General features: G+C 37.1%; 21 protein-coding genes. 12 read left to right on the plus strand and 9 right to left on the minus strand.

Annotated features, from left to right (window positions below; translation table 11 throughout):
• Positions 1-167 precede the first annotated feature (167 nt).
• Entirely contained in the window at positions 168-503 is a 336-nt protein-coding gene (locus MKX65_RS09155) for a DUF3889 domain-containing protein (protein WP_160545448.1), read from the minus strand.
• 44 nt (positions 504-547) lie between these two features.
• Positions 548-922 carry a CBO0543 family protein gene (locus MKX65_RS09160; RefSeq protein WP_340903345.1) on the minus strand — a complete coding sequence of 125 codons (375 nt, stop codon included), beginning with the start codon at positions 920-922 and terminating at the stop codon, positions 548-550.
• 295 nt (positions 923-1,217) lie between these two features.
• Here MKX65_RS09160 and MKX65_RS09165 point away from each other — a divergent pair, with 295 nt between their 5' ends.
• From MKX65_RS09165 to ilvA, 3 genes are all read left to right on the plus strand, one after another.
• Positions 1,218-1,778 carry a GNAT family N-acetyltransferase gene (locus MKX65_RS09165; protein WP_340903346.1) on the plus strand — a complete coding sequence of 187 codons (561 nt, stop codon included), beginning with the start codon at positions 1,218-1,220 and terminating at the stop codon, positions 1,776-1,778.
• A 364-nt stretch (positions 1,779-2,142) separates the two neighbouring features.
• Positions 2,143-3,645 carry a malate:quinone oxidoreductase gene (locus MKX65_RS09170; RefSeq protein ID WP_340903347.1) on the plus strand — a complete coding sequence of 501 codons (1,503 nt, stop codon included), beginning with the start codon at positions 2,143-2,145 and terminating at the stop codon, positions 3,643-3,645.
• A 638-nt stretch (positions 3,646-4,283) separates the two neighbouring features.
• Complete coding sequence (gene ilvA, locus MKX65_RS09175) at positions 4,284-5,453, plus strand: threonine ammonia-lyase (RefSeq protein ID WP_340906199.1); 1,170 nt, start codon at positions 4,284-4,286, stop codon at positions 5,451-5,453.
• A 53-nt stretch (positions 5,454-5,506) separates the two neighbouring features.
• On the opposite strand, the gene MKX65_RS09180 is transcribed toward ilvA, so the two are convergent.
• The gene (locus MKX65_RS09180; RefSeq protein WP_160545445.1) at positions 5,507-6,385 is read right to left on the minus strand and encodes an SIS domain-containing protein; all 879 of its coding nucleotides are present in this window, start codon (positions 6,383-6,385) and stop codon (positions 5,507-5,509) included.
• 229 nt (positions 6,386-6,614) lie between these two features.
• On the opposite strand from MKX65_RS09180, the gene MKX65_RS09185 reads away from it, so the two are divergent.
• Positions 6,615-8,045, plus strand: a complete 1,431-nt coding sequence (locus tag MKX65_RS09185) for a 6-phospho-beta-glucosidase (protein ID WP_160545444.1) — start codon at positions 6,615-6,617, stop codon at positions 8,043-8,045.
• A 76-nt stretch (positions 8,046-8,121) separates the two neighbouring features.
• On the opposite strand, the gene MKX65_RS09190 is transcribed toward MKX65_RS09185, so the two are convergent.
• The gene (locus tag MKX65_RS09190) at positions 8,122-8,439 is read right to left on the minus strand and encodes a hypothetical protein (protein ID WP_340903350.1); all 318 of its coding nucleotides are present in this window, start codon (positions 8,437-8,439) and stop codon (positions 8,122-8,124) included.
• Positions 8,440-8,601: 162 nt separating this feature from the next.
• Between MKX65_RS09190 and MKX65_RS09195 the strand changes: the two genes are divergently transcribed.
• On the plus strand, positions 8,602-8,949 hold the full coding sequence (locus MKX65_RS09195; RefSeq protein WP_160545442.1) for a DUF805 domain-containing protein: 348 nt from the start codon (positions 8,602-8,604) through the stop codon (positions 8,947-8,949).
• 54 nt (positions 8,950-9,003) lie between these two features.
• Here the strand turns inward: MKX65_RS09195 and MKX65_RS09200 are convergent, their stop codons facing one another.
• Both MKX65_RS09200 and MKX65_RS09205 read right to left on the minus strand, forming a co-directional pair.
• Positions 9,004-10,671, minus strand: coding sequence for a ribonuclease J (locus MKX65_RS09200; protein ID WP_340903351.1), 1,668 nt, complete (start codon positions 10,669-10,671; stop codon positions 9,004-9,006).
• Positions 10,672-11,255: 584 nt separating this feature from the next.
• Positions 11,256-11,870: an acetate uptake transporter gene (locus tag MKX65_RS09205; protein ID WP_340903352.1), complete on the minus strand. Its 615-nt coding sequence runs from the start codon at positions 11,868-11,870 to the stop codon at positions 11,256-11,258.
• Between the two features lie 278 nt (positions 11,871-12,148).
• On the opposite strand from MKX65_RS09205, the gene MKX65_RS09210 reads away from it, so the two are divergent.
• The 5 genes from MKX65_RS09210 (at position 12,149) to MKX65_RS09230 (ending at position 15,110) form a co-directional block, all read left to right on the plus strand.
• Positions 12,149-12,652: a GNAT family N-acetyltransferase gene (locus MKX65_RS09210; protein WP_340903353.1), complete on the plus strand. Its 504-nt coding sequence runs from the start codon at positions 12,149-12,151 to the stop codon at positions 12,650-12,652.
• A gap of 122 nt (positions 12,653-12,774) precedes the next feature.
• Entirely contained in the window at positions 12,775-13,299 is a 525-nt protein-coding gene (locus tag MKX65_RS09215; protein WP_340903354.1) for a hypothetical protein, read from the plus strand.
• Positions 13,300-13,463: 164 nt separating this feature from the next.
• Positions 13,464-14,012 (plus strand): DNA topology modulation protein FlaR, encoded by a 549-nt coding sequence (locus tag MKX65_RS09220; RefSeq protein ID WP_340903355.1) that lies wholly within the window; start codon positions 13,464-13,466, stop codon positions 14,010-14,012.
• Positions 13,990-14,634 carry a Type 1 glutamine amidotransferase-like domain-containing protein gene (locus MKX65_RS09225; RefSeq protein WP_340903356.1) on the plus strand — a complete coding sequence of 215 codons (645 nt, stop codon included), beginning with the start codon at positions 13,990-13,992 and terminating at the stop codon, positions 14,632-14,634. Before MKX65_RS09220 ends, MKX65_RS09225 begins: the two co-directional genes overlap by 23 nt.
• Complete coding sequence (locus MKX65_RS09230) at positions 14,634-15,110, plus strand: GNAT family N-acetyltransferase (protein ID WP_340903358.1); 477 nt, start codon at positions 14,634-14,636, stop codon at positions 15,108-15,110. Before MKX65_RS09225 ends, MKX65_RS09230 begins: the two co-directional genes overlap by 1 nt.
• Positions 15,111-15,150: 40 nt before the next feature.
• Here the strand turns inward: MKX65_RS09230 and MKX65_RS09235 are convergent, their stop codons facing one another.
• The 3 genes from MKX65_RS09235 to MKX65_RS09245 form a co-directional block, all read right to left on the minus strand.
• Positions 15,151-16,128, minus strand: a complete 978-nt coding sequence (locus MKX65_RS09235; protein ID WP_340903359.1) for a DMT family transporter — start codon at positions 16,126-16,128, stop codon at positions 15,151-15,153.
• Positions 16,129-16,476: 348 nt separating this feature from the next.
• A complete protein-coding gene (locus MKX65_RS09240; protein ID WP_340903360.1) occupies positions 16,477-16,617 on the minus strand; it encodes a hypothetical protein in 141 nt (46 codons plus the stop codon).
• 62 nt (positions 16,618-16,679) lie between these two features.
• Complete coding sequence (locus MKX65_RS09245; protein ID WP_340903362.1) at positions 16,680-17,036, minus strand: hypothetical protein; 357 nt, start codon at positions 17,034-17,036, stop codon at positions 16,680-16,682.
• Between the two features lie 206 nt (positions 17,037-17,242).
• Between MKX65_RS09245 and MKX65_RS09250 the strand changes: the two genes are divergently transcribed.
• Both MKX65_RS09250 and MKX65_RS09255 read left to right on the plus strand, forming a co-directional pair.
• Positions 17,243-17,461 (plus strand): hypothetical protein, encoded by a 219-nt coding sequence (locus MKX65_RS09250; protein ID WP_340906382.1) that lies wholly within the window; start codon positions 17,243-17,245, stop codon positions 17,459-17,461.
• Positions 17,439-18,962 carry an insertion element protein gene (locus MKX65_RS09255; protein ID WP_377057662.1) on the plus strand — a complete coding sequence of 508 codons (1,524 nt, stop codon included), beginning with the start codon at positions 17,439-17,441 and terminating at the stop codon, positions 18,960-18,962. Before MKX65_RS09250 ends, MKX65_RS09255 begins: the two co-directional genes overlap by 23 nt.
• Positions 18,963-19,041 lie beyond the last annotated feature (79 nt).

The raw sequence follows: 19,041 nt of genomic DNA on the forward strand, positions 1-19,041 counted from the left end.
CAATAATTTTCTGCATTTTATATACTCCTTATTAAAGTTAGACTTATTTTTTCTCAAGGAAAACTATATATACTTTCTTATTTCGTCTAATATATTTTTTTATGATAGACACTTCGGATTATAAAATACTAAAGAGCCCAACAATAAATCGTTGGGCATAGTCACTGTTATCTAGTTGTTTCCCTATATTTTATATCTTTAATTTGTTCGGTTTTATTATCAAAGGTAATATCAACAAACACACCGAATTCTTTATTGTCTGTTTTTAACCAAAGTTTGAATTTTTCTGTTGAGTATTTAGGTCCCTTTTCTCTGCCGATGTGAAGATAATCAATAATATTAGCTTGAGGATATTTTTCTTTTGTCTTCTTCATGGCTACCTGACCCCATTTAGCATAAGGAGGAGCTTGTTGTTGTGCTAATGCCACCTCATTAGTTTCAGAAGGATATTCTCCAAACAAGAATAAGCCGAATAGCAACTGAATGGATAGTATAAAGTTCATGATCAAAACCTCTTTTTTAGTCTTTTTACGATATGGTGAAATTTTTATTCATTATCTAATGTATTATAGCTTTCCATCTTTGTAAGCCAATAAGCAGTATAGTAAAGTGTTAAAAAAATAATAAAATCATACAAAGTGGACCAATTTTTAGGGTTATAAAAATCAATAGCATTAAAGAAATTCATTCCTCCAAAAGCAGCAAGGGCTGAGAAAAGAGCTCCCTTTAATAGTGGATTCATTTTTGGTTTGATTTGTAGTGCAAACATAACCCCAACAGGTGCTAAAGAAAAGTGGTAGGGCAAGAATAAAAAAGGTGCTAAAGGGAGGATGACCATTGGATACGACCAGAGGCCTAAAGATAAAGCAGCAAGGTCAATTGTTAGTGACAATATGATCGTCAACAAACCACCTAAAAGCAAGCGGCCACTACTATCTTTCTTCCTGAAAGCAAACCAAGCAATCCATGGAATAATAAATAGGGCGATACCTAACCACCATTGCCAAGTAGAGACAAATTCTTCCGATACTATTTTTGCAAATAAAGAACTAATCTCAGTGAACTCGTTATAAGCTTTTTCTGATTAATCGAGCCCATTCTTAAATGCCATATCCTAACAACTCCCGAAAGAAGTAATAATATATTTTTTTTCATCCTGTAGTAAATTATGTATGGGTATTTACAATGGAAAATTAAGTTAGGTGGGAATCATCCATATGAGAATTAGAACTGTTGGTACGTGGGACGATGAACTTTGGCAGGACGCAAGGCCTCTTTATTCGGAGGCATTCGGAGAAAAGGGAGCCAAACCGGTTCATATTATTAGAAATATGTTTGCACAAGGAATTGCCGAGCTTCATGTAGGGTACAACGAGTCAAGAGCGGTTTCTATGGCACTTACAGGGAAGTTATTATCTGATAAGGTGATGATCATCGATTATCTAACTGTATCTAAAAAAGAAAGAGGTAATGGGTTTGGTAAACACTTTGTCGATTACCTACGTGCGAAAACAGCTGCTGAGGGGTATGAGAAATTAATTATTGAAGCAGAATCAGAGGCTACACCAGCTAATAGAAGAAGGATCCACTTTTGGCAATCATGCGGCTTTTTCCTCACAGAGTATGTCCATCATTACATCTGGGTGCCGGAAACATACCACGCCATGTATGCTCCACTCAATGGTGACTCAAGAATAGTAACTGGGGAAGAACTGTTTACGTATATCAATACCTTTCATCGGCTATCGTTTCGTGGTGGAGGGAAAAAAGAAGATTAGGGGGTTTTACTTAGCTTTAAACAAATTTTTTGAGAAAGATAAAAAATCATATAAATTAACCAGTATCTTGAAATAATGATATGTTCAAACATTAACGATTTCTTTCCTGTATAAGTATGCGAATTAACTATATTGAAAGATGCAAAATTAAGCTGGATTTTTGCGTAATAAAAGGCTTTAGGCGTAGGTGTTTTCATTTTTTTTGCCTGAAATAATTTATAATTATCAGATAATACTAGATATTTTAATCTATAATTCATTATAATAGACTATAATAGGATTAATAATTAATCAGACTAGGTGTGTTCATAAGTAGCGCTCACATCCTTTCTGTGAATTTAGGATATAGATAAGGAAGGTAAAAATGAGAAAAAGAGAAACTACATCAGACGTTTTCTTAATTGGTGCCGGAATCATGAGCGCTACATTGGGAACACTTCTGAAAGAATTAGTACCAGAATGGAAAATTACAGTGTTTGAAAAGCTCTCGAAAACTGGAGAGGAAAGCTCAAATGAATGGAATAATGCGGGTACAGGACATGCCGCCCTTTGTGAGCTAAACTATACGGTTGAAAAGCCGGATGGATCTGTAGATATTAGTAAAGCCATAAAGATTAATGAGCAGTTTCAGATTTCTATGCAGTTTTGGTCTTATCTTGTAAAAAACAGGCTGATACATAATCCACAGGATTTTATCATGCCACTACCTCATATGAGTTTAGTGCAAGGAGAACAAAATATAGAGTTTTTAAAAAAGCGATTTGAAGCGCTGATAAATAATCCATTATTCCAAGGAATGGAGTTTTCTGAGGATCCAAAAAAACTAATGGAATGGATTCCTCTAATCATGCAAGATCGCTCAACCGATGAGCCTATAGCCGCTACAAAGATTGACTCTGGTACCGATGTTAACTTTGGAGCGTTAACACGCATGCTGTTTGCCCATTTAGAGAGTAAAGATGTGCAATTAAACCATAACCATAGTGTACTTGATATAAAACGTACGAACGATGGATTGTGGAAGTTAAAAGTCCGCAATCTCGAAAGTGGCATGGTTGAACATCATACAGCCAAATTCGTCTTTATTGGGGGCGGAGGAGGAAGCCTGCATTTACTTCAGAAATCCGGTATTCCAGAAGGAAAACATATTGGAGGTTTTCCTGTAAGTGGAATTTTTATGGTCTGTAATAATCCAGCTGTTGTAGAGCAACATCATGCAAAAGTGTACGGAAAAGCGAAGGTTGGGGCTCCGCCAATGTCTGTACCGCACTTAGATACAAGGTTTATTGACAATAAAAAATCTCTATTATTTGGACCGTTTGCTGGCTTCTCACCTAAGTTTTTAAAAACAGGTTCTGTATTTGATTTAGTCACTTCTGTTAAGCCGGATAATCTCTTAACGATGTTGGCTGCAGGGGCAAAAGAAATGTCTTTGACAAAGTACCTGATTCAGCAAGTAATGTTATCAAAGGAACAACGTATGGAAGAGTTACGTGAGTTTATTCCAAATGCCAAGAGTGAAGATTGGGACTTGGTAGTTGCAGGCCAGCGTGTACAAGTAATAAAGGACACAGAAGTTGGAGGCAAAGGAACGCTCCAATTTGGTACAGAAGTGATTACTGCAGAAGATGGCTCTATTGCAGCATTACTTGGAGCTTCACCTGGTGCTTCAACGGCCGTTCACGTCATGTTAGAGATCATGAAAAAATGCTTCCCACAACATATAAATGAATGGGAACCAAAAATCAAAGAAATGATCCCTTCTTATGGTCTGTCACTAATGGAAAACCCAGACCTATTAAGAAGAATTCATCATTCAACTGCAGAAACACTGGGTCTAACTGAGAAAGAACCAGTTTTTAGTTAATAAATCTATACTGAATCTCTAATCTATTTTGATTAGAGGTTCTTTTTAATTAATCGCACGTAGCGTTTCTTTATTTAATTGAATAAATGGACCTACAAAAATTTAACAACACAGGAAGAAAACGTATGTTCGGTATGGTATAATAGAATAGACAATAGCATAGTTGCAGGGTGGGGCGGTTGAGCCTTCCTTATGGGAGGTGACAAGCGTGGATTTAGATTCAGCAATGTTCGTTATCGCATTGGTAACTCTAATCGTACTTTTAATTGAAAAAATAAAAAAGTAAAACCCACCCTGTATCTTTGGCCGGAACAGGTGGGCTTTACTTTGTAAAGAAACCGTATTGTTGATTGCCAATCGCACATTCTGCGATTATGCATTGTTAAAGGTAAGCGTGTGTTTATAGCACATGCTTATTTTTAATATATGGATGATCTCCCTATATTATAGACTAATTTTAGTGAAAAATAAATTAATTATAATATAATCTAATACTTTCTTATAAGAATATGTGATGGAATTTTGATGCGCTGCAGTCACTACATATTTCCAATAATGATGTACATCCTACTACTAAATAATAGGAACTAGGAGGAGTTACAGTGAACCTAGATAACATCATTATTGCCCGAGAGAAGATGAAGGGCATTGTGCATGAAACTCCTTTGGATTACTCCAAAACGTTTAGTGAACTTGCTCAAAATGAAGTGTATTTAAAGTTAGAGAATCTTCAAAAGACAGGATCCTTTAAGGTAAGGGGCTCTTATAATAAGCTCATTTCTTTATCAGAAGAGGAATTAAAAAAAGGAGTGGTAGCTGCATCTGCTGGTAACCACGCTCAGGGTGTTGCCTATTCTAGTCAAATGCTTGGGATTCCATGTACGATTGTCATGCCAAAGGGTGCACCGCTCAGCAAAGTGCTTGCAACAAGGCAATACGGCGCTGAGGTAATATTAGAGGGAAATGTGTTTGATGAAGCCCTTGCTTACGCTTTAGAGCTGAACGAAAAAAGAGGTGCGACATTCATTCACGCCTTTGATGATGAGTCAGTTATCACAGGTCAAGGAACAGTGGGGCTAGAGATTCTTGATCAGCTTTCTGAAGTAGAGGCGGTTATTTGTCCAGTTGGCGGTGGGGGGCTGATTGCTGGTGTCGCTATGGCTGTGAAGGAAAAAAATCCTAATATTGCTGTATATGGTGTTCAAACCATAGCATGTCCTAGTATGAAGCAATCTTTATTGGAACAGAAGCCTGTTGCCCTAAAATCTGCACCAACTATGGCAGATGGTATTGCTGTACAAAAACCGGGTGCAAAAAATTTTGAAATTGTGAAGAAATATGTCGATGATATTGTGTGTGTAGACGAAATGGAAATTGCACGTACGATGCTCTTACTTTTAGAAAGAAATAAATTACTAGTTGAGGGGTCAGGGGCTAGTTCACTTGCGGCATTAATATATAAAAAAATAAGTATAACCAATAAAAAAGTAGCTGCTGTTTTAAGTGGAGGTAACGTCAACGTTCATTTTATATCTAGGATTATTGAACGGGGACTTGTTGAGTCAGGAAGGTTTGCGAACTTTTCTATTATCTTAAAGGATAAACCTGGAGAGCTTCAACGGGTGGTCAGCTCAATAACGGAATTAGACGCCAATATTCAAGATGTTCATCTTCATCATATGGGGAAGAATATTTATCCTGGCTATGCACAACTCGATTTATCGGTTGAAACAAAAAACAATGAGCATATCGCAGAGCTGTTTGGTGTTTTAAAAGAGAAAGAGATTCAAGTAACGATGGAATCATAAGTTACTTTGTAAATAGGGGCCTGCTTTAACGGATGTTCGCTAAAGCAGGCTTTTTAATTTTCTTCTAAAACGATACTGCTTACCACTCTTTCTTCTGTATCCTTGGCAATCTTCGTTTTGTATTCTAGATTTTCGTGATAGTTCATTTTGAAAATACAAGAATAAAGGATATCCAAAATCAAGTGAATAGAGTTGTTGGTTGAATAGTAACCAATTTTTGAATACATTTTTTCACGAGTAGAAATGTATAACATACAATCTGAATAGTTTTTTAAACTGTTTTCGCTAAGACTTGTTAAAGAAATAATAGGTGTTTTTCTGTCCCTCAATACCTTGGCAATTTTTATAACCTCGTCCGATTCACCAGAATACGAGATTAAAATCGCTGTGTTTTTAGTGGTAGAATTGTTTGCAACAAAAATTTGTTCTTCAGGAACATTCATTATTTCCACATGACGATTAATACGCAGCATTTTGTGCTTGAAATCAAACGCCATTAAAAGTGAATTGCTTATTCCATATATATTAATGGTATCAGCCTTAGCTAGTAGCTCCGTCGCTTTTCTTAATTCCTCATTTTTTAAAAGTGCCAATGTATCTTCAACCGTTTCAGTTGCTAAATGGCCAATTTTTGAAGCGATGCTCATTAAGCTATCTTCTGGTTCAAAAGGGAAATTGGGATCAATATTTGAAAAATGCTGGTTTAAATAGTGGATCTCCTCAATGTATTTCTCTTTTAACTCATTCCAGCCACTAAAACCTAATTTTTGTGACAAGCGAACAACAGTGGAAGGGGAAGTGAAGGTAGCTTGAGCTAAATCCTTCGTTGACAAGTGCTGGATATTTTCTTTTTCTTTTAATATGTATGTGGCAAGTATTTCTTCGGACTTTGATAAAGTGTCCATTGATTCAAGCTTATTTGAGATGATCATAATGTGATTACTTTACTCCTTTTTAAAAAGGCATTTCATTATTTGATTAAAAAAGGTAGAAAAAAATAGAATGCCATTCTAATCTGCTTGGAAAGTCTTTTACTCCAAATATTCTTCCTATACTATATCACTATAAGTTAGAGAATGAAATAAACATAGAGCTTATAGGCTGTTTAGTTTCGGGCATGATAAGCGAAGTGATTTTTAATAGAAAACGGAGGAACAGATCATGGCATTTCAAGAGAACTTTTTATGGGGCGGAGCAGTTGCAGCCCATCAAGTAGAAGGTGGATGGAATAAAGGTGGAAAAGGCCCGAGTGTGGCTGACGTGATGACTGCTGGAGCACACGGTGTCCCAAGACAAATTACGGATGGAGTTTTAGAAGGAAAGTTTTATCCTAACCATGAAGCCATTGATTTCCACGGCAATTATAAAGAAGATATTGCTTTATTTGCAGAAATGGGCTTCAAATGCTTCCGTACAAGTATTGCTTGGACACGTATTTTTCCAAAGGGTGACGAAGTGGAGCCAAATGAGGAAGGCTTACAATTTTATGATGATATGTTTGATGAGCTATTAAAGCACGGAATTGAACCTGTCATTACATTAAGTCACTTTGAAATGCCTTATCATTTAGTGAAGGAATACGGTGGTTGGCGTAACCGTAAAGTGATTGAATTCTTTGTACACTATTCGAAAACGGTCATGGAACGTTACAAAAACAAAGTGAAATACTGGATGACTTTTAACGAAATCAATAACCAAAAAAATACAGCCAATCCTCTATTTGTTTGGACCTGCTCTGGTGTTCAATACAAGGAAGGCGAAAACAGAGAGGAAGTCATGTACCAAGCGGTTCACCACGAGCTTGTTGCAAGTGCACTAGTGGTGAAAGAAGGACACAAGATTAACCCTGACTTCCAAATTGGGTGTATGGTTTCGTTCGTACCTATTTACCCATTTTCATGTCATCCTGACGATATGATGCTGCAAGTTGAATCGATGCATGACCGTTGGTTCTTTGCGGATGTACATGCAAGAGGACATTACGGTGCCTATGCCCTAAAAGAGTGGGAAAGAAAAGGTTATAACATTAAAATGGAGCCTGAGGATGCACAAATTCTTGCCGAAGGAACAGTGGATTATATCGGATTCAGTTACTATATGTCTGATGCAGTAAAAAGCGGTGTAAATCAGGTAGATGAAAATGAAGTGGTGGGCTCTAGCTCAAGTGTTAAAAACCCATTCGTTAAAGCATCCGATTGGGGCTGGCAAATTGACCCAGTTGGTTTAAGATATTCTCTAAATCAATTATGGGAAAGATATGAACTTCCATTATTTATCGTTGAAAATGGCTTCGGTGCTGTTGATGTGAAGGAAGAAGATGGAAGTGTCAATGATGACTATCGTATTGACTACCTACGCACACATATTCAAGAAATGGAGAAAGCCATCACACTAGATGGAGTTGAGTTAATGGGTTACACTCCATGGGGCTGTATTGATTGTGTATCTTTTACAACAGGTGAAATGAAAAAGCGCTACGGTTTTATCTACGTTGACAAAGACAACGAAGGTAACGGAACGTTAGCAAGATCCAAGAAAAAGTCTTTTGACTGGTATAAAAATGTTATTGCTACAAATGGTGAAGAGCTATAAAAAAGGAAAAACTGACTTTTGGTTTGATACCAAAGTCAGTTTTTTAGTTATGATAGCAATGTATATATTCCCTACATTATTTTTGAACTTTTCTAGATAAAAGGGCGGCGTGACCTAATATGATTCCAGCAACAGCAGCAGCGGTCAGAGTAATAAAAGCAGGTGGGATATTCTCGTAAATGGGTCTGAAAATATTGGTGAATCCAATAACAAAACCAAAGATTCCTATTAAGGTAGTAAAAATCGTAAATTTCATACTCCGAGTGGGAATACTTAGAATAGCACTACCGATCAACCCCATAAAAAAGATCGCAAAGATGAAATAGTCACCTGACAGTCCAACAATTAATCCGCCTATTCCGAAGCCTAGAGCGCCTAAATACCGAATATTCACCTTCAACCCTCCCTAAATTTCCCCTTAGGATATATATATTCATATTTGTGGAAGAAGGTTTTTGAATTGTCTAACATTCCAGAAAATACATGGTGAATAACTCTAATAAGGATTGTGCAATATAATCTATACCTGTTTAGCACACTTCTGGAGGGTAATAAAATGCAATGGTATATGAAAGTTTTAAAAAATTACGTTGGATTTCAAGGAAGAGCTAGGAGAAAAGAGTACTGGATGTTTTTCCTATTTAATTTTCTCTTTACCATGTTGTTCTCAATGATTGAAATGATGCTCGGTCTGGGAGGAATTCTTTCCGGGATATACGGATTAGCTGTTTTGCTACCGTCACTAGCTGTTAGTGTACGCCGCCTGCATGATATAGGAAGGACAGGGTGGTGGATGCTGCTCTCCTTTATTCCTGTAATCGGATTAATTGTACTTCTAGTATTTGCAGTTTTTGACAGCCAGCCAGGTGAAAATAAATATGGACCCAATCCAAAGGGCTACTAACAAGAGTAACCACCTATATTGAATAGGTGGTTACTTATTGTTTTTCCAAGGTATTTAAATTTCAATAATAACCGGTAAAATCATCGGTTTTCTCTTTGTTTGAGTAAACAAGTAATGGCCAACTGATTTTTTGATGTTTTGTTTCATAACATTCCACTGTCGAACGTTTTCTGCTTGTAAATCATTAATCGTTTTTTTGGTCAAACGATTGATTTCTCTAATTAAATCTTCGGAATCCTTAACATATACAAAACCTCTGGTGATGGTGTCAGGACCTTGGATGATTTTTCGATCTGCTTTACTTAGGGTAATGACAATAACGACCATTCCATCTTCAGACAGCTGTCTTCGGTCTCTAAGGACAATTTCTCCTACATCTCCCACACTTACTCCATCAACATACGTATCCCCGTTTGGTATGCTACGTGTTTGAACTGCAACTCCATTCTCAATATCAACAACATCACCATTTTTTATAATAAAACTGTTTCCTTTTTCTACACCAACGGACTCGGCTAATAATCGGTGATGGTGAAGCATGCGGTATTCCCCATGGATAGGGATAAAATAAGTAGGCTTCATTAAGGTAAGCATGAGTTTAAGATCCTCTTGATATCCATGTCCTGACACATGCATTCCGGTTGTGCTTCCAGATCCATAAATCACCTTTGCTCCGAGTTGGAATAGATTATCAATAATTCGCGAGACATCCTTTTCGTTTCCAGGAATTGGAGAAGCGGCTAATATGACTGTATCTCCAGGATAGATCACCATATCTCGATAATTCCCAGTAGATAATCTGGAGAGGGCAGCCATTGGTTCACCTTGGCTACCGGTACAAAGAACAGCTACTTTTTCTGGCGCCAATTCGTTTGCCGATCTAGCATCAATGATCATCCCCTCAGGAATAGTTACATATCCTCGTTCCATTGCCACCTGCACAACATTCACCATGCTACGTCCAATTAATGCAAGTTTGCGGTTCGTTTTAATAGCTGCATCTACCACTTGTTGAACACGATTTACATTGGATGCGAAGGTGGAGACGAAGATCTTTCCATCTGCACGCAGAAAAGCCTCATCCATATGATTTCCTACCATTTCTTCTGAAGGAGTTAATCCTTTTCTTTCAGCATTTGTACTTTCGGAAATTAAAGCGAGTACACCTTTTTTACCGATTTCGGCCATTTTGTGTATGTCAGAATGCTGGTGGTTAGCCGGAGTTAAATCGAATTTAAAATCACCGGTATGTACCACATTGCCCTCAGGAGTGTGCAAAACAATTCCAAGGCAATCTGGAATACTATGACTAACTCTAAAAAAGGAAACTCCGACTTTTCCAAAAGTAAGATTTGATTCTGCGTGAACCTCGACAAGTTGGGTATCACCAGTTAAGCGGTGTTCGTCTAACTTCAATTCAATTAACCCCAACGTAAAACGGGTTGCGTAAATAGGAACATTCAGTTTTTTAAGAAAATAAGGAATTCCACCAATATGATCTTCATGTCCGTGTGTAACGATCAAGGCACGGATTTTGTCTCTGTTTTCCTCTAAATAAGTAATGTCAGGGATGATTAAATCAATTCCTAATAAGGTTTCATCAGGGAATTTTCCTCCACAATCAATGACAATCATGTCATCTCCATATTGAACGACATACATATTCTTACCAATTTCATTTACTCCACCAAGAGCAAAAATGGATAATCTATTTTGATTCATATGAAAACCTCCTTTTACCAATGTATAGTTTAGGAATAGTGTTCCCATATATAGGTGGGTTATTATTACTATTCAAAGGGAAGTATGTGAATGAGGACCTCTTACATAACTAAGTGATATTTGAGGGATAAAATGATAGAAGAAGGTTTATTTGTATAGGATACCGTTTTGAGGTGCTTTTCTTATAATACGTGCCGAAATGACAGTCGTCTTGGCATCGTAATTGGTATAAAAAACTCATTTAAATAAGAAACTTTTCCTTATTCGAGTAACCAGCAAAAGAAATAAGCGGAGGTTTTCCGGTTAGATGCAGAATGAAGCCCGTTTAGGGGGTGAATAAGGGGAGATTTTCCGTTTAAGCAAGGAAAATCTGCCCATTTTCACCTTTTTTGAATCAATAGGCGGAATTTCTCCGTCTATATCGGCTATTTTTTATCGAATTTTCAAATTAAGCGGAATTTTTCCGTCTATTAATCAACTCGGATGCTTAAGAGGATCCCTCAACTGAAAAGTGCGGGCCCTTTTGATCCAAGTTGCAGGAATGAAAGGGAAGCAGTGTGGTCACTACTTCCCTTACGTTAAAATTATTTGAAAATCCCAAATGGTTTTCCGACTGGAATGAACACTTTTCCGAAATGATTGTTTAATACAGCTGCGGCTGATCCATAAAAAGACATAATGGCAATTAGTAATTCAGAGATCGCAGCTACTTCATGGAAAAATTCAGGTGCCACACCGAGAGTCGATAATGAAAGACCGATAAATAAAAAATCAATAAGAACAAAGATAATAAATAATACTTTATGTGTTTCCATCGCACCAATCGTCATGTATACGCTAAACAATAAATAGCCAATAAATGCAATTCCTAATTGCTTTGGATCAACAGCAAGTGCCGCATTTTCTCCAAAAACACCAAGGTTGATTAACCATGAGGCACCTACACCGAACCAGAAAAGGGCAAATGCACCGAACGCAGTTGTGCCGAATGTATTATTATGTTTCGCATCATTGATTGCGGCGAATAGTTGTGCAAAACCACCAAGGAAAATGGCCCAAGGTAGAACGAAGGATACTCCGTCTGTCCAGCCAAGCTTTTGTGATGAAGCAACCAAGGTTACCATAGCTAGTCCAAACAAACCTAGGGCAGAGGGATCAGCTGTAACAACTTGGATTTTTTGTGTTTGATTTTGATTCATGTTGAAATGTTCCTCCTAATTTACAAACATACTTACATAAGATACAAAAGATTATGAAACACTTCAATCAAAAAAAATAGATGTAAGCGAAGTTTTCAGCTTGACTTACAAGTAAAAACATGGTGGAGGAACCTTTTTTTCGTTCCCCCACCATTTCATTATTTTTGCTATAATTTCTTCTCTTTAGTCAGCAATAGTAGAAACTTCATATCTCATATCGCAAACATTTATTTCTATGTATAATATGAGTGATAACAAAAAGGTGAGGGAGATGAGAAATGATTAAGATTCGCTTACTTAATGAAAACGATGCAGAAGAATACAAAGAAAAAAGAATAGAAGCACTACAAAATCACCCAGAGGCGTTTAGCTCGAGTGTGGAAGAGGAATTGGAGTACTCCTTAGAAGTTCATGCTTCTAGACTTCGTGCAGTCAATGCATATACATTTGGTGCTTTTGAAGAAGACAAACTTGTTGGTGTAGTTACCCTTGTTACTGAAATCAAACGGAAACTTAAGCATCGCTCTGATATTTTTGCCATGTATGTCACTCCTCAAGTAAGGAGGCATGGAGTAGGGAAACAATTAATGAATGCTGCGATAGAGAAGGCAAAAGAAATCGGTGGAGTGGAGCAAGTTTATTTAACAGTTTCATCTAATAATATAGCTGCTAAAAATTTGTATGAATCTATTGGTTTTAAGATGATTGGAAGTGATCCTCGCGCCATGAAAATAGGCAATACTTATATTGGAGAAGATTTAAAGGCGCTATACTTCAAATAAAATTTATGAAAGAATAACCGTTCGAAATAATTTTCCCACTGCATGTGAGCGGTGCTATCCTGGTGCTCGCTGTGATTCCGAGAGCATTTACAATAATTATACGTTTTCGGAAGAGCTATATAATGAATGGACATGGACTTCGAGATATCCCGCCTTACGATGGGATGACTGGACCTCTTCTCAAGATTGACATTCGTGGAAAGGACGGTATTTCCTTAAAGGAAAAATGGAATGGAGGGGCTTCTACTCAAACCTATTTAGGAGTAGCTAACGCAGGTTTTCCTAACTTCTTTATGATTACCGGTCCTGAAAGTCCGTCTGTGTTGAGTAATATGCCTGTATCGATTGAGCAGCATGTAGAATGGATCGGTGACTGCATCGAGCACTTTGAGAAGCAAGGTGTTGAAACGATTGAAGCAGCGGTTGAGGCTGAAGAGGCATGGAGCAAGCATTGCCGCGAGGTAGCAGAAGCAACGCTCTTTACAAAAACAGACTCCTGGTACACAGGAGCTAACATACCTGGAAAACCACGTGGATTCTTGATTTATTTAGGTGGGGTTGGTGCCTACCGAAAAAAATGTGAGGAGATCGCCGCTAATGGGTATGAAGGGTTTTCGATTACGCTAACGAACCAAACCGTCAGGTAATAATAATAGACTAGAAGAGATGATGTAAGCGCATTATCTCTTCTTTATTAATTGATAAATGGAAAGCTGTATCGAAATCTTTTTATCTATTAACCATCATCTTTTCGTATTATAATGTGACTAAGATCAGTAGTTTTTGACAAAGGGACAGCGGAGTGATTCACATGCAGGTTAAGAAAATACATATAGTCGGTTCTGTCGGGAGTGGAAAAACATTTCTTGCTAAAAGACTTTCAAAAGATTTAAACATTCCGCATTATGAATTAGATAATGTCGTATGGAAAAGGTTCCAAACAGGGGATATAAGAAGATCAGAAAAGGAAAGAGATGCCTTTTTAAGAAATATTGTAAATAGTGACGCGTGGATCAACGAAGGGGTCCATTATCAGTGGGTGACGGAGAGTTTTGTCAATGCGGACCTTATAATATTTTTAGATACTCGCTTTTCTAAGCGAACGTACAGAATCATAAAGAGATACTTTCTCCAACAACTAGGTCTAGAAAAAAGCAATTACAAGTCTACTTTTTCTATGTTTATGCGAATGTTTCGTTGGAATACATATTTTGAAAAAGTAAGTAAACGAGAGATTATCGAGCTGTTAAAAGAATTCGATGATAAAGTCATTATCATTCGTGACGACCATGAGTTAGAAACATATTTGAGACAGAAGGAAGATGAGGTGGTGGAGGATGAAAAGGTTAGTATTACTTAGTGATATCAATCAACTCCATCCATTATTAGCATCTCGTCTGAGAGAACTATTGGGTGGGAAGTCATTCACTTTAGGTTACATTCCTTCTCAAACGGATAGTGATCGTATCTACTTTAACAAAAGCAAGCCTTTCTTTTCATCCATTGGAATCCACAGCTTTGTCTATTTTGATGTGGATGAGGAATACGATGAGCGTCGTATGGATGAGTTGTTACGCTGTGACGGAGTTTACTTGTCGGGCGGAAATACCTTTTTGTTCCTAGAACGCCTAAAGTCGCGTGGGATGATTGAAGTTATTCGAAGGATGGTGGAAGCTGGGAAACCACTGATAGGAGTGAGTGCCGGCGCTATCATGATGAGTGGCTCAATTCACATGGCAGATTATATTGATAACAATGCTGTTGGATTGGAAGATTTACGAGCCTTGCAATTGGTACCGTTTGAGTTTATGCCACATTGGGGCAATCATCAATCTCAACTAGCCCAATTTAAAGACTATTCGAGTCTTGCTGGAAAAAAGATTTATGCTTGTTTGGATGGAAGTGGAATAATTGTTACTGACGGGGTAGTGGAAAAGTATGGTGACATTGTTGAAATAGGTGTAAAAGGAGAAACAATATAGTGGAATCAAGAGGATCACAGATAAGATCTTTGAATGTAAGAGACAAAGAAGTAGCTGAAATTATACTCAAGTTACAAATCCCCGCCTATATGGTGGAGGCAAAGTTGATCAACTTTTATGACATCCCTCCTCTTAAGGACACGGTGGAAACGCTTCAAAAATGTGGAGAGAAATTTTTTGGTTACTTTGAAGAGAATGAGCTTTGTGGTGCTATATCTTTTAAACAGGAAGGAAAGACTTTGGATATACACAGGCTGACCGTAAACCCCAATCATTTTCGAAAAGGGATTGCCAATCAACTTTTAGACTTTATTGAAGAGCAAGTGGTGGGCATCGAAAAGCTCCTTGTATCTACTGGGTCAAAAAATAAACCAGCTGTCGACTTTTACTTAAAAAGGGGGTTCACGGTTAAAAAGGTGGTACAAGTAAATGAGCAGTTGTCACTTACATGTTTTGAAAAAAAGATTGCCAGGTAGGTTTCTACCTGGCTGAATTGGTTGTTTAAGCTGAGTTTCTTTAAGAAAATGTCTCTTTTTTAACACTTATATTAGATTTTTCTCCTTTTTTCGATGAAAAACTATGCAATAGCATACCGAACATAACAATAAATAGTCCTATGGTTGCGAGTGTACTCGGTAATGGAGTGGCTAGAAGAAGGACTTCCCCTACAATAACAAAAATGACTTGGGTAGACTGTGTTGCTTCAACAGCTGCGAGTTTCTCTTGGTTATCCCTCACACGATCTGTAGCGATGAAGAATAATGTAGTGGCAATCACTCCTGAGGAGATCGCGACTATGAATGACTGGGTGATTTGCTCTGTCGAAGGCGGACCAACCTGAACATAACCAATTCCAGCGAGTAACAGCCAAAATGGAAGACTTGCAAGGGTCATACCAAATACCCTCTGAAACGTATCCAATTTCCCCCCACAAATCTCCATCATTTTTCTATTTCCCAGTGGGTAGCAAAAAGCTGCCACGAGGACAGGAAAAGTGCTGGCTATCACCATTTCGAAGGTTAAACTTTGAGCGTGCTGCCATTGAATCAGTACCACACCTATTAGAATGAAAAACGAAATGAATAAGGCTTGGATTGGTATTTGCTGTCGAACCTTGCTCGGCCCACTGTTTGATTCCACTGTCTTATAAAAAAGGGGTCCAAGAAGTACACCTGCCACAATGGTAAGAGGCCAAGTACCAGCGACGAGCCAGCCTGGTCCGAATGCAGCAGCAAAGGTTATAGGGGCATAAAACAAAACAAATCCTACAAAGCTCCATAAAATCCAAGGAATTGGATTGGAAAGCATTTCTTTCCACATCTGTTTTAGGTTCCTTCTATACATGACGATGATTAATAAAAAGGGTACCATAAAAATGTATCTTAAAGAGGAACTCCATAGCCAGCTACCTCCTGATAGCTCCATGGAACGATTCAAAATAAAGGTAACAGCAAAAAACAAAGAAGCTAATATTCCTAAGGTAATTTCTTTCATATGAGCACATCCCCTCAAACATATACACATTATAATATATAATTCTTATATAATACCATAACATTCCAAATTTTTGGAGAATTCACTTTTCCTAATAATTAGAGGTAAATGTTTAAAAGAAGGGGGGAACATGCACGAACCTCAATAAACTTGATGATGTGAATGTTGGCATATTAAAACAATGATTGTGAAGTCGATTGACTTTTTACAAGCTACATACCCTACCAATGAGGAGTAGACAGGGACTATGAAGAGAAGGTAGAAAATCTTCAGTATAAGACAAGAATGGGTGTCAAAGAAGCTAACAGAAAAAGACTGCATTAAACAGTCTTTTCCCGTTGCTCTTTGTTAGTTTTGTTTTTGATTATTGCGTATGGGGACATTCTTCGGTGCTTTTGGAAAGCCATTTTTCCCCTGATCTGGTCCGGTTAATGTGTTTCTTTGGTCAAGAGCTTTTCCACTATATTCGATTGGTCTTTCATCTGCCATCTTCTTCACCTCCCATTAGTAGGGTGAGTGATTAGGTATGTTTAGATACATGACTTTTGAAGTTATTCATCTAAATACTTTAAGTACTCATAATGCTCTGTAGCTACAGATTCAATTACTTCGCCAGCTTCATTATTATAGATCTCATATTCCCTATAAGTTTCAATGATGTAACCATCCACGAGTTCGGTTTTTTCTAGTTTAAGCTCTAAAGAAGTAAGAACAGCCTCTTCCTCTGCGTTCTCTACATTAGAATTCGCTTCTGTTGCTCCGGGGGAGTCAGAATCCTCCACGGAAGGAATTGTAGAATACATATTTGTTCCCTCATTTGGATGAGCAAGTGGAGAGTTTGGAGATTCCAAATAAGCCACAAGTGTTATGAGAGCAATTATACTTAATATATACATATATTTTTTCATAAATGAATAACTCCTTCTCACTATATCTATTAAACTATATGCAGTGTTGTTATAAATAGACCAAGCTGTTTGGCTTCATTGGAATAGTTAATTATAGAAGTTCTCTTCTTTATATTTTTAGACAGATTGACTAACAAAGGTTATTGTTGGTTCATAATAGAAGGAGGTATTATATTGTATGTATATAGGGAAGTGAAATAGAAAACATGCAAAAATCAATACGAATTTCATCCTACAAAGAGTACGAAATCCTTGAACAGGAATTGGAAGAATTTATAGTAGAGTTTGCACCGGAAAATGTACATTTGATGATGTACTCTATTCGAGAAGCAGTAAACAATGCGTTTGAACACGGCATAAAAAATAATTTTTCATTAGCTATAACTATTACTACAGAAATAAGTGGAAATAACCCAAGATGTTGAACCTGATTACACTTTCCATAAAGAAGGTTGTACCGCTAATCATTTAACGCCTTTTGACAAGCCTGATGGTTTTTATAAGCAAGGCAAAACATTGAATAATTCTCAAAGATGGCAATGCAAAGTTTGTAAGAAAAAGACAAGCATTCTACCAAACAAGCGACAATCCACAACTTATCGCCAAAAGAGAAATGATATTCTTCCAATGTTTGCGAAACTGCTTTTAAACAAAATGCCAATCAGTCGTACTTGTGATATTTTAGAAATCGGAGTCGGCACTTACTACCAAAAATTAGAATGGCTATACCGTTGTTGTTTGGAATTTTTAGAGAAGTATGAAACAACTCCTTTGGATAATATGTCATTTAAAGAAATGTGGCTAAATACCGATAAAATGCACTATAACCTCAATAATGTTCGTAAAAAGGGGCAAGGCGGTCAAAAGTATTTTGGCTTAGAAGACAGCCAAGTACAGACATATGTAGTTGTATCAGCAGATGCACTCTCACGATATGTATTTCGGTCTGATGTTGCTTATGATTGGGAAATGACAGTAGAGGATTTAAAATACGATACTGTCATATATAAAGAAGACCATTTGAATGATTTTAGCAAGAAGAATAATCGTTTGGACTTTTCCTATTACCCACAAGAACCTTCACCGAAAGATACACAACAGCCACACGAATATCGAGCTGAACTAAATAATTTCAATAAAAGAATGCAGTATGTAGATGGTCTTCACGTTAATCCTACCTATACGACAATCGCCCATTATTGGCTCATTAAACAGCTTGTAAAGGCATCTGAATGGAGAATGATAAGCGATAATGATTCTTCAATCATAACGGCGTTTTTTAGAGTGTTCTCAAAGGAAGTAAGAACATACGATGCTCACCACTTTCTGTGTTCAATTGATAAGAACAAGAGTAGAAAACAATGCTTGGAAGAGTTTGACGATGCAAAATCCGATTTATTAGATTGGGGATTTCATCGAGGATATGAAACGAAGAACTTGCGAAAATTGGCTTACCTTTCATTAAAAGAACTATTTGAAACGCATCAATTTCATAGTGAAATTAAAACACCAAAACAATCGTATAATGTTTGGGCTAAAAATCCGATTACACACCCATTAGCATTAAGAGATAAAGGATTTCATAGAGTGGATTGCACAACTGATTTATCTTCTCTTGAACCGAAAGACATAGCGAAAATAGTAATCAATGTGAATGATAACGCCACGAATAGTTTTATCCAACAAATTCGTAGAAGATTATCTATCCTTGAAAGACCGTTAATGACTGCAAGGGGCGATGGAAAGAGTTATATTTACGCCAACTTCAATCCAAAGTATGCTCAATACGCCTTGACCATTCTTAGAACATTTTACAACTTTTGTGAAACTTATAAATCTGCCGATGGTAAAGAACTTACTCCTGCACAAAGATTGGGTGTAACCAATAAAGTCTTTGATTTGAAAGATATTATTTATCTTAGATAGTTCTCTATTTCAATATAAAATAGGAGAATCTTATTTTTATGTTAAAATAAAATTATAGAATATTGAAAATTGTATAGAA

The organism is Robertmurraya sp. FSL R5-0851, from assembly GCF_038002965.1.
Classification (GTDB): Bacteria; Bacillota; Bacilli; order Bacillales; family Cytobacillaceae; genus Robertmurraya_A; species Robertmurraya_A beringensis.